Origin of the sequence: Streptomyces sp. NPDC087428, from assembly GCF_044744085.1 — a bacterium.
GTDB lineage: Bacteria > Actinomycetota > Actinomycetes > Streptomycetales > Streptomycetaceae > Streptomyces.
The window spans coordinates 101,042-116,186 of sequence record NZ_JBIUXR010000019.1 but is presented as its reverse complement, the minus strand read 5'-3'; the positions used below and the strand labels follow the sequence as shown (position 1 = coordinate 116,186).

At 72.3% G+C, this 15,145-nt stretch carries 11 protein-coding genes; 5 read left to right on the top strand and 6 right to left on the bottom strand.

Annotated elements, in window-relative coordinates; genetic code table 11:
• Positions 1-16: 16 nt before the first annotated feature.
• The 6 genes from ACIO3R_RS33675 to ACIO3R_RS33650 form a co-directional block, all read right to left on the bottom strand.
• A complete protein-coding gene (locus tag ACIO3R_RS33675) occupies positions 17-1,372 on the bottom strand; it encodes an ABC transporter ATP-binding protein (protein ID WP_385033493.1) in 1,356 nt (451 codons plus the stop codon).
• Positions 1,373-1,528: 156 nt separating this feature from the next.
• A complete protein-coding gene (locus ACIO3R_RS33670; protein ID WP_402110823.1) occupies positions 1,529-3,781 on the bottom strand; it encodes a molybdopterin oxidoreductase family protein in 2,253 nt (750 codons plus the stop codon).
• A 143-nt stretch (positions 3,782-3,924) separates the two neighbouring features.
• Positions 3,925-4,545, bottom strand: coding sequence for a TetR family transcriptional regulator (locus tag ACIO3R_RS33665; protein ID WP_385033487.1), 621 nt, complete (start codon positions 4,543-4,545; stop codon positions 3,925-3,927).
• A gap of 45 nt (positions 4,546-4,590) precedes the next feature.
• On the bottom strand, positions 4,591-5,874 hold the full coding sequence (locus tag ACIO3R_RS33660) for a hypothetical protein (RefSeq protein WP_385345562.1): 1,284 nt from the start codon (positions 5,872-5,874) through the stop codon (positions 4,591-4,593).
• Between the two features lie 65 nt (positions 5,875-5,939).
• Positions 5,940-6,791: a hypothetical protein gene (locus ACIO3R_RS33655; protein ID WP_402110821.1), complete on the bottom strand. Its 852-nt coding sequence runs from the start codon at positions 6,789-6,791 to the stop codon at positions 5,940-5,942.
• Positions 6,791-9,040 carry a right-handed parallel beta-helix repeat-containing protein gene (locus tag ACIO3R_RS33650; RefSeq protein WP_402110819.1) on the bottom strand — a complete coding sequence of 750 codons (2,250 nt, stop codon included), beginning with the start codon at positions 9,038-9,040 and terminating at the stop codon, positions 6,791-6,793. The genes ACIO3R_RS33655 and ACIO3R_RS33650 overlap by 1 nt, the downstream gene beginning before the upstream one ends.
• Before the next feature lie 122 nt (positions 9,041-9,162).
• Between ACIO3R_RS33650 and hmgA the strand changes: the two genes are divergently transcribed.
• The 5 genes from hmgA (at position 9,163) to ACIO3R_RS33625 (ending at position 15,012) form a co-directional block, all read left to right on the top strand.
• Positions 9,163-10,491 (top strand): homogentisate 1,2-dioxygenase, encoded by a 1,329-nt coding sequence (hmgA, locus tag ACIO3R_RS33645; protein ID WP_402110817.1) that lies wholly within the window; start codon positions 9,163-9,165, stop codon positions 10,489-10,491.
• Between the two features lie 44 nt (positions 10,492-10,535).
• Positions 10,536-11,321 (top strand): GntR family transcriptional regulator, encoded by a 786-nt coding sequence (locus ACIO3R_RS33640; RefSeq protein ID WP_363025347.1) that lies wholly within the window; start codon positions 10,536-10,538, stop codon positions 11,319-11,321.
• A 112-nt stretch (positions 11,322-11,433) separates the two neighbouring features.
• Entirely contained in the window at positions 11,434-12,651 is a 1,218-nt protein-coding gene (locus tag ACIO3R_RS33635) for a type ISP restriction/modification enzyme (RefSeq protein WP_385028456.1), read from the top strand.
• 183 nt (positions 12,652-12,834) lie between these two features.
• Positions 12,835-13,557 (top strand): GNAT family N-acetyltransferase, encoded by a 723-nt coding sequence (locus tag ACIO3R_RS33630; RefSeq protein WP_402110815.1) that lies wholly within the window; start codon positions 12,835-12,837, stop codon positions 13,555-13,557.
• Between the two features lie 276 nt (positions 13,558-13,833).
• Positions 13,834-15,012 carry a S8 family serine peptidase gene (locus ACIO3R_RS33625; protein ID WP_402110879.1) on the top strand — a complete coding sequence of 393 codons (1,179 nt, stop codon included), beginning with the start codon at positions 13,834-13,836 and terminating at the stop codon, positions 15,010-15,012.
• The last annotated feature ends 133 nt before the right edge of the window (positions 15,013-15,145 follow it).

Here is a 15,145-nt window from a genome sequence, read left to right as displayed (position 1 = left end):
GAGCCCGGCGCCCGGGTTACATGTCCAGCCCGGGGACGTCCTTCGGCAGCGGGCAGATCCGCCGCCCCTGGTGGTCGAAGACGTACAGGTGCGCCAGGTCCACCAGGAGCGGGACCTGGCCCCCGGTGCGCAGCCGCATGTCGGGGCCGGTGCGCACGACGAGGTCGCTGGCCGTGACCGCGGGGCGGTCGGGGCTGCGCACCTCCGGCGGCAGCGCCTCGGGACCCGGTTGGTCCAGGACGGCGACGGGACCGGTGACGTATCCGGTGGCGCGTTCCTTGAGTCGTTCCAGCACACCGGCTCCGCCTTCGGCGCGGCGCCTTCGCGGGATGCCGCGCTCCGGGCGGGCGGATTCCAGATCGGGCACCACGGCGGGCTGTGAACCGGTGTTGAGGTGGACCAGCGCCTCGTGCCCCTGGTACTCGACGTGCTCGACGATGCCGCTGAGCGCGACCTCCCCGGGGCGGGCCTGGCTGGGCGGGGCGATCCGGACCGCCTCCGAGCGCAGTCCGACGATGATCCGGCGGCCCTGCTGGATGCGGAGCAACTGGTGGTCGGGGCTGAGCGGTTCGGGCAGCGGGAGGCGCTGGCGGCCGAGGTCGATCGACATCCGGCCCTCCAGGGGCGCGTGGACGACCGCCTGGAGCAGATTGATCCGCGGGGTGCCGATGAACGCGGCGACGAACACGTTCTCCGGCAGCGCGTACACCTCGCGCGGCGGGCTGACCTGCTGGAGCACTCCCCCGCGCATCACGGCGACCCGGTGTCCCAGCGACATCGCCTCGGCCTGGTCGTGGGTCACGTAGACCGTGGTGACGCCGAGTTCCTTGGTGAGCTGGGATATCTCGGCGCGCAGATGGTTGCGGAGCTTCGCGTCGAGGTTGGAGAGGGGCTCGTCCATCAGGAAGGCGGAGGGCTGGCGCGAGATGGCCCGGCCCATGGCGACCCGCTGGCGCTCGCCACCGGAGAGCTGACCGGGGAGCCGGTCGAGGACGCCCTCGATCCCGAGCATCCTGGCCGTGTTCTCGATGCGCTCGTTGTGGTCCTGGCGAGGGTTCTCCAGCTTCAGCGGGAAGCCGATGTTGGCCCGGTTGGTCATGGTCGGGTACAGCGCGAAGTTCTGGAAGACCATGGCCATCCCGCGTTCGCGGGGCGAGAGGTGGCCGGCCGGTTCGCCGTCGAGCAGCACCTCGCCCTCGGAGACGTCCTCAAGGCCGGCGATCATGCGGAGCACGGTCGATTTTCCGCAGCCGGAGGGGCCCAGCAGGACGACGAACTCGCCCGGGTCGATGGAGAGCGAGAGACGGTCGACGGCACGCGAGGACCGCCCGTACGCCTTGCTGACATTGTGCAGAGTGATGGCGCGAGTCATGTGGTTCCGCCCGGAAGGATGGTGGTGGAGCGGTGGGGAGCGGCAGCAGTGGCCTGAAATTAACCCACTGGGCGGGGTGAGGGAATGACTCGCGCAAAGGTTGCCGGGTACTGGGCCCGGTTCGGGGCCGTGTCGAACCGGGCCGCGGTGCCTCGGTCAGCCTGTGGGTGCGACGGTGACGGGGATGCCGTTGAGCACGGCGGTGCCGGAGAGCGGATCGAGCCGGGTGCCGTCGAGCAGCTGGTTGACGTTGACGCCGGGCGTCGCCGCGGCGACGGACATCCGGGTGCCGGGGCGGCTGTGCCCCCAGCCGTGCGGAAGGCTCACCACACCCGTCCGTACGCCGTCGGTGATCTCGACCGGGGCCGTCAGCTCACCGCCGTCCGCCGTGACGGTGGCGGCGGCACCGTCCGCCAGTCCGAGACGCGCCGCGTCCTCGGGGTGCATCTGGAGGGTGCAGACGTTGGAACCGCCGGTGAGCGCGGCGACGTTGTGCATCCAGCTGTTGTTGGAGCGCAGGTGCCGGCGGCCGATGAGGACGAGTGCGCCGGGGTCGGTACGGCCCGCGAGGGCGTCGCGCAGCCGGGGCAGGTCGGCGGCGATGGGCGCGGGGAACAGTTCGACGCGTCCGCTGCGGGTGGTGAGGATCTCGGGGACCCGGGAGGCGAGGGGACCGAGGTCGATGCCGTGCGGGTGGGCGAGCAGCCGTTCCAGGGTGAGGCCGTCGGGGTCGGCGCCGAAGCCGTCGCCGTAGGGGCCGAGGCGCAGCATCAGGTCGAGGCGGCGTTCGGGTCCGGTGCGGCCGGTGAGCGCGGCGGCGAGTTCGGCGGGGGCCCGGCCGTGCACGGGCGAGTGGGGGTCGGCGACGGTCTTGCCCAGGGCCCGGTCGATGACCATCGCGTCCACGGCGTCCGGCTCCGCGCCGTGCATCCCGGAGACGGCCAGGACGAGCCGGGCGAGGATCTCGCCCTCGTCCATCCGGTCGGCGTCCAGGGGGACGGCGGGCCGGGTGTAGCGGACCTGGTTGCGCACGGCCAGGGTGTTGAACGCGAAGTCGAAGTGGGCGCTCTGCGAGGGCGGTGGCGGGGGAAGCAGCACATCGGCATGGCGCGAGGTCTCGTTGAGGTACGGGTCGACGCTCACCATGAAGTCGAGCCCGTCGGCCAGCGCCCGGTCGAGCCGGTCGCCGTCGGGCGCCGAGAGCACGGGGTTGGCGGCCAGGACGATCAGTGCGCGGATGCGCCCCTCCCCCGGTGTGGTGATCTCCTCCGCCAGTGCGGAGATGGGCAGTTCGCCCTTGGCCTCGGGGTGCCCGGAGACCCGGCTCGACCAGCGCCCGAGGGCGAATCCCTTGCCGGGGGCGGCGGGTCGTGGGGCGCGGGCGGTGGCGGAGAGCGGGAAGAGGGCGCCGCCGGGGCGGTCGAGGTTGCCGGTGAGGATGTTGAGGACGTCGACGAGCCAGCTGGCCAGGGTGCCGTGTTCGACGGTGCAGCTGCCGATCCGGCCGTAGACGGCGGCGGTGGGGGCGGCCGCGAGCTCCCGGGCGATCGTGCGGATGGTTTCGGCGTCCACGTCACAGGCCGCGGCCACCGCCTCGGGCGGGAAGTCCCGCACCGCTTCGGCGACTTCCTCGATCCCCTGGACGTGGTCCGCGAGCGCGCCGGGGTCGGTCAGCTTCTCCTCGAACAGTACGTGGGTGACGGCGGCGAGCAGGAGGGCGTCGGTTCCGGGGCGGATGGCGACATGCCGGTCGGCGAGGCGCGCGGTGCGGGTGCGGCGCGGGTCGACGACGGTGAGGCCGCCGCCGCGGCGGCGCAGCGCCTTCAGCCTGCCGGGGAAGTCGGGGGCGGTGCAGAGGCTGCCGTTGGATTCGAGCGGGTTGGCGCCGAGCAGCAGCAGATGTCCGGTGCGGTCGAGGTCCGGCACCGGAATGGAGTTCGGGTCACCGAAGAGCAGTCCACTGGATACGTGCTTGGGCATCTGGTCCAGGGTGCTCGCGGTGAACAGGGCCCGGGTCCGCAGCGCGGCGAGCAGGGCGGACGGGTAGAGGGCCCCGGCCATGGTGTGCACGTTGGGGTTGCCGAGGACGACGCCGACGGCCTGCGGGCCGTGCTCCGCGGTGACGGCGGGCAGGGCGCGGGCGATCGCGTCGAACGCCTCGCCCCAGCTCGCCTCCGTCAGGACACCGTCCTTGCGGACGAGCGGGGTGCGCAGCCGGTCGGGATCCTCGTCGAGTCCGCCGATGGAGGCGCCCTTGGGGCAGATGAAGCCGTGGCTGAACACGTCGTCGCGGTCGCCGCGGGCGCCGGTGACCCTGCTCCCCTCGATGGTGAGGGTGAGTCCGCAGGTGGCTTCGCAGAGGGGGCAGATGCGCAGGGCGGTGCGGGTACGGCTGGGGTCGTGCGGCATGGGCCCTCCCCGGGGCGGCGGCGTTGACGCGCGTACGTGGTCGACCAGGGCCGAGCATACCGACCGGTACGCATGGTGGGGAGGTGTTGCGGCGGGCCGGTTGTCCGGCCTTCCGGCCGGGGCGGACCGGACGCCGCGCGGCCTCAGTCCAGTACGCGCGCCAGATACGCCTGGATCAGCACCCGGGTCTCGGTGACGATCGCCTCGTCGCCGGCCGGGGCGATGCGGAAGGCGAGCTTGAGCAGGGCGTCGGTGGCCTCCACGCAGACCAGGACGGTGCGCAGCAGATCCTCGTCGGACGTACGGCCCAGATGCCCGGAGATGAGGTCCGCGAGCCGGCTCGCCACCCGGTGATTGGCGTCGTCGGCCGGATCCTCGTCGGGCGCCGGCGCACCGAAGTCGACGAGCGCGAAGCCGGGTACGGAACGCTTCATCGCGAGGTACTCGTCGAGTACCGCGTCGATGGCGCGGTGCCAGTCGCCGGCCGGGATGGTGACCAGCCGGGCCGTGATGCGCTCGGCGTAGCTGTCCAGATTGCGGAGGGCGAGGGCGTCGGCGAGGGCGCGCTTGTTGGAGAAGAACCGGTAGACGGAGCCGATGGGGACTTCGGCGCGCACGGCCACGGCCCGGGTCGAGAGCTGCTCGTAGCCGGTCTCGTCGAGGAGTTCGGCGCAGGCGTCGAGAATCCGGGCGAGGCGCTCGGCGCTGCGCTGCTGCACGGGGGCGCGGCGGAGGTTCGTGTTCGCATGGGGCACGGACTCCATGATGCCGTGGGCCTCCTTCGCCGGGCACGAGGGTGCGGACCGGTCTCAGGCGATGAGCAGGCTCAGCCCGCCGATGGTGTACGCGATCATCAGGATCAGCAGCGGGAGTTGGCCGGCTATCGCGCGTCCGGGCGGGAAGAGCCGTACGGAACGGTCATGGGCGGCGACGACGCCGAGGACGTGGCCGAGGACGATCGCGAGGACCTGGAGGGTCGCGACGCCGCCCGGTCCCAGCAGCGGTTCGGGCGGAGCCGGATTGTCAGTGCCGAGTGCCACCATGACTGTACGTGGACCTTCGGTGACGAAGAGTGTGAAGTAGTGGGCGACGAGATAGCCGAGGGCGATCGGGACGAGCGAGTGCGCGAAGGCGGTGAGGGGGTGCGGCAGTTGGCCGGAGAGCAGCCGGGTGGCCCCGGCGCAGAGCGCGTAGAGGGTGGCGACGAGGGCGACGGCGCCCAGGAGTCCGAGCGTGGCCGCGGTGGTGCGGCCCAGCGGGGAGGTCTGGACTGTGGTGATCCAGGAGGGTGCGTCGGAGAAGCCGTCGTAGGCGGTGGAGCCGAGCATGACGCAGACGGTGGCGACGAGCCCGGGGAGCTGTGGTGTGGCGTCGAGTCCGTTGAACGGGGAGCGCAGGACGAGGCGGCGGTCGGCGGGGCGGCGGCCGAGCGGGGAGAGCCTGGCGAGGAGTCCCGAATAGGCCTCGAAGGCGTCGGCGTGGTCGAACCAGTGGGCGCCGTGGCGGGCTGCGCCCACGAGGTGGACGACGGAGTACAGGCCGAGGAAGAGCAGCAGCGCGGTGGGTGACGCGGGGTCGGGGGCGACGAGTTCGAGCCAGGTGAAGGCGAGGAGCCCGGCCGCCGCGGGCCACATCCCGAGGCGTGCGGGGACGGGACGGCCCGCGTCGGGGTCGCGCCCCCGTACCCGGCAGGCCAGGAGGTGGAGGGTGCGCAGGGGGTTGAGCAGCCGCCAGACGGGACCGAGCAGCAGCGAGGCCGGAACGAGCCCGACCCAGAGCAGTACGTAGACGGCGCCGGGAGCCGGATTGCGGTCCGGGTCGGCCGGGCCGAGGAGGAGGTACAGCACGACGAACAGCGCGGCGGCCAGGCCGAGCGCGCGGGCCACGACGCGGGTGACAGGCGCGTCGGCCGCGCGCTGGACGGCGGCCGGCAGCGGGCGGCCCGCCAGTCCGCCGCGGAACCGGGAGGCGGACCAGAGCAGGCCGAGTGCGAGAAAGGAGACGAACAGCGCGGCGAAGGCGCCGGCGAACGCGTAGAAGGGCGAGAGCGGCAGGTCGTGCTGGGCGCCGATGCCATGGGCGAGTACGCGCACGGCATCCGCGCCGGCACCGGCGGCGGGATCGCCGCCGGTGCCGGCACCGCCGCCCGGACCGGCCGTCACCGTACGACGAGTTGGGTCAGGAGCAGATCGGACTCGTGCGTCTCGACCTCGAAGAGCCCGGTGCGGTCGGCGGTGAACGTGAGCGTGACGGTTCTGCCCGCGGGCAGCCGCGCCTCCTTGTCGTAGCCGTGCACGTGCAGGGTGTCGTCGTGGTCGCTGCGGACCCGGAGCCGCACGGTCCGGCCCTTCTTGATCTCGGCGCGCCCCGGCGCCGGGCTGACCTTGCCGTCGCGGACGGAGATCTCCAGCGTGGTGCCGGGGGCGGGCTCGGCGGGGGTGGACGCGGGCGGGGTCGTCGCCGTGGCGGTGAGGGCGGCGGCGGCCTGGACCGGGGTGGAGCCGACGGCCCAGGCGGTGTGGTCGTCGGCGTAGAGACGGGCGGTGAGTTCGGTGCCGCCCCCGGCGCCGCGGAGCAGCGACTCCGGCAGGTGGAACCAGGTTCCGTAGACCCGGGCGAGCGGATGGCCGTCGAGGAAGAGGCGGGCGTGGCCCCGGCCGAGGAGTGCGCCGCCGCCCACGCTGTCCGGGGTGAACCGGAAGTTCCGTACCGAGAGGTGGACGTTCCAGCCGTCCTCCGAGTCCGGCCGCACGGCGACGGTCACCTCCGGCGCGCCCTTGGCGTCGACCTGGCGCAGCCGGTGACCGGAGCCGTCGTCCGAGGACAGGAGCCGGCCGACGCTGCCGGTGGCCTGCTCGTGGCTGGTGCCGGGCTTGTGATGCGTGGTGGCCCGCCCGCCGCAGGCGCCCGCGCCGAGCACGAGGGCGGCCGCGGTGAGCACGGAGAGGGCGGCCCGGCGGCCGGTCCGCGACCGCGGGGCAGTCGGCGCCTGATTCTGAAGGCGTGTCACTAGGCTTCTCCGTCCGGGGCGGGGGCCGGGGGACTCTGCGGCGGCGAGGTGCCGTCCGGGGCGGAAGCAGAGGCGGAAGCAGAGGAAGAGTCAGGCGCCGAGGCAGACGCTGAGGCAGAGTCAGGCGTTGAGGCAGACGCTGAGGCAGAGGGGGCACCGGCGGCCGGAACCCGCTCCGGACCCGTCTGGCCCGTGCCCGCACCGCCGTCCGGATCCGTGCCCGCACCGCCGTCCGGATCCGGCTTCCCGGTTTCCCGCTCGCCGTGCCGGGCGGCGGCCACCACGGCCCACACCACCCAGACCACGCCGAGCAGTCCCCGCACCCAGGCGGGACTCAGCGGGATCCACGGGATCATGAACACGCCCTTGTCCAGCGCGTCGAGGAGCGTGAGCGCGCCCAGCACCACCGTGGTCCAGCCCAGTCCCGGCCGCTCCCGCCGCAGGACCAGCCCGATGCCCGTCCACCAGAGCCCGGTCAGCAGCAGCGCGACGGCGGGCAGGTACGAGGAGGCGAGCCCCATGGTCGACCCGGCCACGTCCAGGCCGAGGCCGATGAGACCGAGGACCGAGGCCGCCGTGGCGAGCCTGCTCGATCGCAGCCTGCGCCACCACAGCACGCCGCCGACCAGCACGAGCACCACCGCGACGCCCAGGGCCGCCTGGAACTCGATGCGCTCGATCCCGCGCGCCCCGTACCAGTCGCAGCCGGCCGGCAGCCGGCGCGCCTGCACGTTGTAGTCGGCGCAGACCAGCAGCTGGGCGAGCTTGACGGGTTCGCCCACCAGGCGGTCGGTGCGGCCGGTGACCGCGCCGCGTTCGTCGCCGCAGGCGGGCAGTGAGCGGGGCGTGGAGGGGCCCGCGTCCGACTGCCAGCAGTTGCCGTCGCCCTGGCCGTCCCACCACACATCGGCGCGGTTGGGCCGCGCGTTGCCCGCCTTGTCCACGCCGAGATGGTTGTTGGCGTACCGGTTGTGGTGCGAGGTGTCGGTCTGCTTGCCGAGGGCGCTCTCGCCGCGGATGAAGGCGGGGACGGCGCTCAGGAAGAAGGCGGCGCGCTGCTGCCCGTAGACCCAGTTGTTCTCGTAGATGTTCCAGTTGCCGCCCGCGGTGATGATGCCGGTGCCCGGTGGCATGGAGATCTGCGGGCAGACGACCCCGTTCTCGTAGCCGCGCTCGACCGGCGGCTTGGCGCAGGTGCCGTCGGCGACGTACGGGTAGTAGTCGGCGTTGTTGTCGTGGATCAGGTTGCGCTCGAAGCGGGCGTGGTTCTGCGGCAGTCCCGGGTGGCCGGGGAAGGCGCTGTCCATCGAGGCGCCGCCCATGTTGTGGTCGAACTCGTTGTCGTGGACGTAGACGGAGTCACCGGCGGTGCCGGAGTAGCCGACCATGTTGTGGTGGCTGTGGCAGCCGGTGATCTCGATGGAGTAGCGCGGGACCTTGTAGCCGTAGCCGTCGTTGATGTTGGACGCGCTGCCCGGGTAGATGCCGGAGTCGCCGTTCCCGTACGACTCGCAGTTCTTGTAGAGGCCGTGGTCGCTGGCGAAGGTCAGGAAGCCGTACTCGTCGTTCCAGCGGGTCAGCACGTCGTCGATGACGAAGCCGTCCTGGGCCAGGATGTACAGCGAGTTGAAGGTGGTGCGCTGGGCGGTGAAGTTCTTGAAGTAGACACCGTCGGAGCCGTCCGCCCGGACCGCGTTGAGCTTCCGGTACTTGGCGTCGATGACGACGTCGGTGCGCTCGGCGCCGGTGCCCTCGATCTGGAGGTCCTTCTTGCCGAGGATCGCCACCAGGTTCTGGTTGTGCGGACACTTCGCCTGCTGGGCGTAGCTCAGGATCTGGTAGCCGAGCTGGGAGTTGGGGGCCTTCAGCCGGGCGCACTCGCCGGCCGGCGCCGGCAGCGAGGGCTCCTCCTCGTAGAGGCCGGGCAGGATCGCGATGTTCTTCCCGGGCTCGGTGACCGCGTCGACGGCCTGCTGGAGATGGCGGTAGCCGGACTTCTGGCACCGGTCGAAGAGCTTGAGGTTCCTGGACCGCAGGGCGTCGGGGAAGCCCGATATCCGGTGCTCGAAGTCGGCCCGGTCGCTCTTGCAGACCAGGAGGTCCGGCTCGCCGCCGCGGTGCTCGGGGACGCTGCCGGTCCCGTCGGGCAGGGTGACCGGCCGTTCCTCGTGCGCCTGGGCGGCCGGGACCGCGAGGAGGGCGGCGGCGAGCGCCGCCAGGATCACCAGAAGTCTTCGTGTCCACGACATGTGCCGGAGAGTAGAGCATTGTTCAACTTTTGGAACCCCCTTGCGCACGACGAATGCCGTTGACTGTCCTCCTTTTGATTCCTACGGTTACCCATAGGATTCCTTCGGCACCGGGAGCGCACATGAGCGGCATCGAGCAGGCGAGGAAGACGGCGGAAGGGCTGCGGTATTCCGCGGGCTTCGGCAATCAGCACAGCTCGGAGGCGGCGGAGGGGGCACTGCCGCACGGTCGCAACTCACCGCAGCGCGCACCCCTGGGGCTCTACGCGGAGCAGCTGAGCGGCTCGGCCTTCACCGAGCCGCGCGCCCACAACCGGCGCTCTTGGCTCTACCGGATCCGCCCCTCCGCGGCCCATCCGCCGTTCCGCCGGATCGACAACGGGGCCGTCCGCACCGCCCCGTTCACCGAATCCGTCCCCGATCCCAACCGGCTGCGCTGGGACCCGCTCCCGGAGCCCTCGCCCGGTACGGACTTCCTGTCCGGCCTGTGGACGCTGGGAGGCAACGGCGACGCGGCCTCGCGCAGCGGCATGGCCGTGCACCTGTACCACGCCAACTCCTCGATGTCCGAACGGGTGTTCAGCGACAGTGACGGCGAGCTGCTGATCGTCCCCGAGCACGGCGGCCTCCTGCTCCGCACCGAACTGGGCCTGCTGCGCGCCGAACCGGGCCAGGTCGCGCTGATCCCGCGCGGCGTCCGTTTCCGGGTCGAGCTGCTCGACGCCACCGCGCGCGGTTACGTCTGCGAGAACTACGGCCAGCCCTTCGTCCTGCCCGAACTGGGCCCGATCGGCGCCAACGGCCTCGCCAACGCGCGGGACTTCCTCGCACCCGTCGCCGCGTACGAGGACGTGGAGCGCCCGGTCGAGGTGGTCAACAAGTTCTGCGGCAACCTCTGGTCGGCGACGTACGACCACTCGCCGCTCGATGTGGTCGCCTGGCACGGCAACCACACCCCGTACGTCTATGACCTGCACCGGTTCAACGTGATCGGCTCGATCAGCTACGACCACCCGGACCCGTCGATCTTCACGGTGCTGACCTCGCCGTCGGACACCCCCGGTCTGGCCGGGGTCGACTTCGTGGTGTTCGCCCCGCGCTGGCTGGTCGGCGAGGACACCTTCCGGCCGCCGTACTTCCACCGCAACGTGATGAGCGAGTACATGGGCCTGATCGAGGGCGCGTACGACGCGAAGACGGCGGGCAAGGGGGGCTTCGTGCCCGGTGGCGGCTCGCTGCACAACATGATGTCGGCGCACGGCCCCGACCGGGAGACCTTCGACCGGGCGAGCTCGGCGGAGCTGAGGCCGCAGAGGATCGACGACGGCCTGGCCTTCATGTTCGAGACCCGCTGGCCCGTCACCGCGACCGGGCAGGCCGCGACCGCCGGACACCTCCAGCACGGCTACGACGACGTGTGGCAGGGTCTGAGCCGCAACTTCAGGCCGTGACGGGCCGCGCAAGAGCCGGCCACGACGAATACAGGTGACCCAAGGTGCCGCAGCCCCCTCTGAAGCCCCCCGCGCCCCAGGGGGCCGCCTTCGCTCCCGACTCGCTGGTCCTGAACCGCAAACTGCCGCTGTGGTACCAGGTCTCGCAGTCGTTGCGGGCCTCCATACTGGGCCGCACCCCGGACGCCACGCTGCGGCTGCCGACGGAGGAGCGGCTCGCCGCGCACTACGGCGTCAGCGTCCTCACCATGCGCCAGGCGCTCAAGGAACTGGAGACGGAGGGGCTGATCAGCCGGCACCGGCGGCGCGGCACGTTCATCGAGCCGCGCGCCCGCCGGGTGTCACCGGTCCGGCTGCTCGGCTCGATCGACGCGATCGTCGCCCAGCAGTCCGGCGAACTGACCACGGTGCTCGACCACGGCCCGCTCGCCGTGCCCGGCGATGTCGCGGAGTACTTCCCCGGCTGCGCGGAGGTCGTCGGCTACCGGCGGCTGCGGTGCGACGAGGAGAGCGGCGAACCCACCAACTGGGCCCGGAACTGGATCCATCCGGAGGTCGCGGCCGGGCTCGACCCCGCCGATCTCGACCGCTGGCCGATGACGAAGGTGCTGCGTGACCGGGTCGGTGTCCGGATCGCGAGGATCACCGACACGGTCGAGGCCCGGCTCGCGGACCCGGTCACTGCCGACCTGCTCCGGGTCCCGCTGCTCAGCCCGATCCTGTACTACACGGGCGTGACGTACGAGGAGAGCGGCCGGGTGGTCGATGTGGCGCAGATCCGTTACCGGGGCGACCGCTTCTCGTTCTCGGTCACGGTGGAGGCGCACTGACGTCCCGGCCGCCGCCTCCCGGCCCACCGCACAGGCACCCTGCCCCCGGCCCCGGCGGCGCCGTTACGATGCCGGGGAAGGCGGCGGACGTGGCGACGGGGAGGACGACACGGTGGCAGCACCGGCAGCGGCCGGGTCCGGCGAGGGCCCGAGCGGCCCGCTCCTCGACGACCTCATGCCCTGGTCCGTACGGCCGTTGCGGACCGGACGCCCCTGGGTGACGGCTCCGGACGCGGCCTCGCTCAGGGCCCGCTGGGAGCGCCTGGTGCGGGCCGGGGACGCCGAGCGGGAGCGTCTGTTCCGGCCCACCCGCTCCCGCTCCCCGCACACTCCGGTGGCCGCCCTGCCCGGACAGACCACCGGGACCGGCCGGTTCGCCCGCGAGCCGGGCCGGTGCCCGGAGCCGGTACGGATCCTGCACGGCCCGTTCGACGAGCAGTGGCTGCTCCCCGACCACCGGCTGATAGACGCCGCCCGTCCCGAACTGTGGCGGGTGGCCGACGCGCACCAGCTCTTCGCCGTCGAGCACGGCCGGGTGCCCCAGGACACCGGCCCCGCCCTGTCCGTGACGGCACTGCTGCCCGACGGGCACTCCCCCGCGGGCCGCCCCGGCCGGATCCGTCCGCTCTACCGGCGCCCCGGCGGCCTCGAACCCAATCTGGCACCCGGCCTGCTCGCCCTGCTGCGCGACCGTCACGGCGAGGCGGTCGGCGCGGAGTCCGTGCTCGCGTGGATCCTCGCGACGGCCCGGCACTCCCCGGCCGGCTGCGTGGTACCCCTGCCCGCGGACACGGCGCGCTGGTCGGCGGGGGTGGAGCTGGGGCGGGAGCTGCTGCGGCTCCAGTTGCGCGGGGCCCGCGGCGGGGAGCGGCCACGACTGCCGGGCGGACGTCGCCCCTACGTCCGCGCCGCGGTGCCTCCCACCCCGTCGGACCTGTCGTACGACTCCGAGGAAGAGGCGCTGGCTCTCGGCACGGGCCGCGTCTCGCCGGTTCCTGCCGGGGCTTGGGAGTTCCGGGTCGGCGGCGTACGGATGCTGGAGCTGTGGTTCGAGCGGCGTACGGCGGTGGCCGGGACGGACGGCCTGGAGGCCGTCCGGCCACGGGTCTGGCCGCAGGAGTGGACGTCCGAGCTGCTGGAACTGATCACGCTGCTCGCCCTGCTCGCCGAACTGCGGCCCCGGCAGGACGAACTGGCACACGGCCCGCAGATCGGCGCGGCGGAGCTGCGGGCGGCGGGGGTGCTGCCGGTGGCAGCCGCGGCACGGCGCCCCGCGTCCGTACTCGGCCACCAGGAGGAGGGCCCGGACGGGCAGTTCGCACTGCTGTGACGACGCGGCCACCAGCTTTCCGCTGGTCCCCGAGGCCGTCTACCGGCTCTCGTCTTCCTGGCACGAATGCCGCCGGCCGGTGCTGGGATCGGCGACGTTGTGGAGGCCGCGCCGGTCCTGGGTCATGTACTCGATGGCCCGTAGCGCGAGCAGCGGCTTGCTTCGACTGGCAGGATCGAGGCCATGCCGAGGGAACCCTTGATGGCCCGAGCCCGTGAACTCTGGGAGGACCTGGCCCGGGCGCCGGTGTCGTTCGCCCAGCCGTACGGTGTGAATGTTGTGGTCTCCCCGCGGTCCGGGCTGTGCCCGGTTGGCTGGGTCGGAGTGGTGGCTCTGGGCGGATCAGCCATCGTGACGGCACCGAATACCAGCGCCGCCGTGATCGTTCGTGACGCACTGGGGAGGCTGCCGGTTGAGGCCGTCGTGGACAGTGCGGTGATCCGGGAGGCCCTTCCGGTCGCGCGGGTGCTCGGGCCGGCGGCGCTGTCATACGTGTCCGCAGCGGGATTCCGGCCGGCGGACACCGGTGCGTTGACGGTGGAGCAACTGCCGGCCTTTCATCTGGATGTGCGGAGCTTGGAGCGGATGGCCGGCCATGAGGACGCTGGTGAGGCTGATCTGGAGGAGATCACGTCGCCCGCGTTCGTTGTCCGCGAGCACGGCCAGGTGGTCGCTGCTGCGGGATACCGGGCCTGGCCGAGGCGGACGGCCCATGTCGGCGTACTGACGGCGCCACAAGCACGCGGGCGTGGACTGGCACAGGTGACGGGCTCAGCGGCGGTCGCTCACGCCCTCGCTGTCGGGCTGCTCCCGCAGTGGCGCGCCCGCCCTCCCGCCTCCCGTCGTGTCGCGGCCGCATTGGGCTTCGAGGAACTGGGTTCCCAACTCAGCGTCGAGATCGCCTGACACGAACAACGACGAGGTCGGCTGGTCGAGCACGACCAGCACCGTTCCGTGCTTGGCCTGCGACTTCGCGAACAGCTCACGGAGCTTGGGCTCGGTGTGGGGCAGCCGCTTGTCGAACACCTTCTTGCGGGGTGGGTCCGATCGGCTGACGGAGCCGGCGGGGGCGGCGTGTCGGGGCCAACGGGGCACGGTGGCGCCGGAGTCTACGAGGGCCATGCCCTGCTGCCGCCGCCAGGCGGGTCGCAGGCCCACAGCCTCAGCGATGGAGTGTTGGATATGCGCATGCTCTGGGGCGGCGTGACCGCCGCCGCTCTGTTGATCGCGCCGCTGGGATTCCCCCTGCCCTCAGCCGGGGCCGCCCCCGTGGCGGCCGCTCCCCTTTACCATTCCGGTCGGGCCGTGCCGGGCCAGTACATCGTCCGGCTCGATGGGACCGCGAATGTGTCGGGGACGGTCGCAAGCCTCGGCATCAAGACGATGTTCACCTACGACACGGTGCTGCGGGGCTTCTCCGCCACGCTGACCGGTGTGCAGCTCGACGCGGTACGCGCGACGCCCGGCGTCACGGCGGTCGAAGAGAACTCCGTCGTCGCCGTGTCCGACGGCACGCGCGGCGAGCGGCAGTCCCGGGCCGCCGCCACGTCGTGGGGGCTGGACCGGATCGACCAGCGGAACCTGCCGCTCGACGGGCAATTCGATGTCCTCGGCACCGGGGCGAACACGACGGGCTACATTCTCGACTCCGGCATCGAATTCGGCCACAGCGAGTTCGGTGGGCGCGCGGTTGCCGGATTCGACGCGGTCGGAGACGGCCAGAACGGCCAGGACTGCAACGGCCACGGCACACATGTGGCGGGCACGGTCGGCGGCAAGACCTTCGGGATCGCACGTTCGGCGAAGCTGGTGAGCGTACGGGTGGTGGACTGCACGGGCGAAGGCAGCATCGCCGGGACCATCGCGGGCCTGGACTGGGTCGCGAGGAACGCCGTGCAGCCCGCGGTGCTCAACGCCTCACTCGGCGACGTCTACTCACCGGCGCTGAACCTCGCAGCCGACTCCCTGGCAGAGAGCGGCGTCCTTCCGGTGGTCGCGGCGGGCAACGACGCGAAGGATGCCTGCAGTGCCTCGCCCGCGAGCGCACACGAAGCGCTGGCCGTCGGGGCCAGTGACAGGACCGACCACCGAACGGGCTTCAGTAATTACGGCTCTTGCGTGTCGCTGTTCGCCCCCGGGCAGGACATCATCTCGGCCAGGCTCGGTGGCGGCAGCGTCTCCAAGAGCGGCACCTCGATGGCCAGCCCGCACGTGGCGGGCGTTGCCCTGCTGTACAAGGCGGCACACCCGCAGGCGGACGCCGCAACCGTGGCCGGCTGGCTCGACGACGCATCCACGAAGGACACCCTCTCGGTCACCGACGGCTCCCCCAACCGGCTGCTGTACACGGACGGGTTGTGATCTCGAAGCAAGCCGGGGGCGGTCACCGGGAGCAGGGCTCAGCGTCTGCTGTCGCCGGGCGCGAGCAGGCTGGCGACCTCGGCGATTGCCTCCGCTGAGGGGTGGAAGCAGCGCCGTAGGTTCTTCGGCTTCC

Coding starts and splice junctions, on each gene's coding strand:
- hmgA (WP_402110817.1), top strand. CDS start 9,163: ATGAGCGGCATCGAGCAGGCGAGGAAGACGGCGGAAGGGCTGCGGTAT.
- ACIO3R_RS33675 (WP_385033493.1), bottom strand. CDS start 1,372: ATGACTCGCGCCATCACTCTGCACAATGTCAGCAAGGCGTACGGGCGG.
- ACIO3R_RS33625 (WP_402110879.1), top strand. CDS start 13,834: ATGCGCATGCTCTGGGGCGGCGTGACCGCCGCCGCTCTGTTGATCGCG.
- ACIO3R_RS33670 (WP_402110823.1), bottom strand. CDS start 3,781: ATGCCGCACGACCCCAGCCGTACCCGCACCGCCCTGCGCATCTGCCCC.
- ACIO3R_RS33650 (WP_402110819.1), bottom strand. CDS start 9,040: ATGTCGTGGACACGAAGACTTCTGGTGATCCTGGCGGCGCTCGCCGCC.
- ACIO3R_RS33630 (WP_402110815.1), top strand. CDS start 12,835: ATGCCGAGGGAACCCTTGATGGCCCGAGCCCGTGAACTCTGGGAGGAC.
- ACIO3R_RS33665 (WP_385033487.1), bottom strand. CDS start 4,545: ATGGAGTCCGTGCCCCATGCGAACACGAACCTCCGCCGCGCCCCCGTG.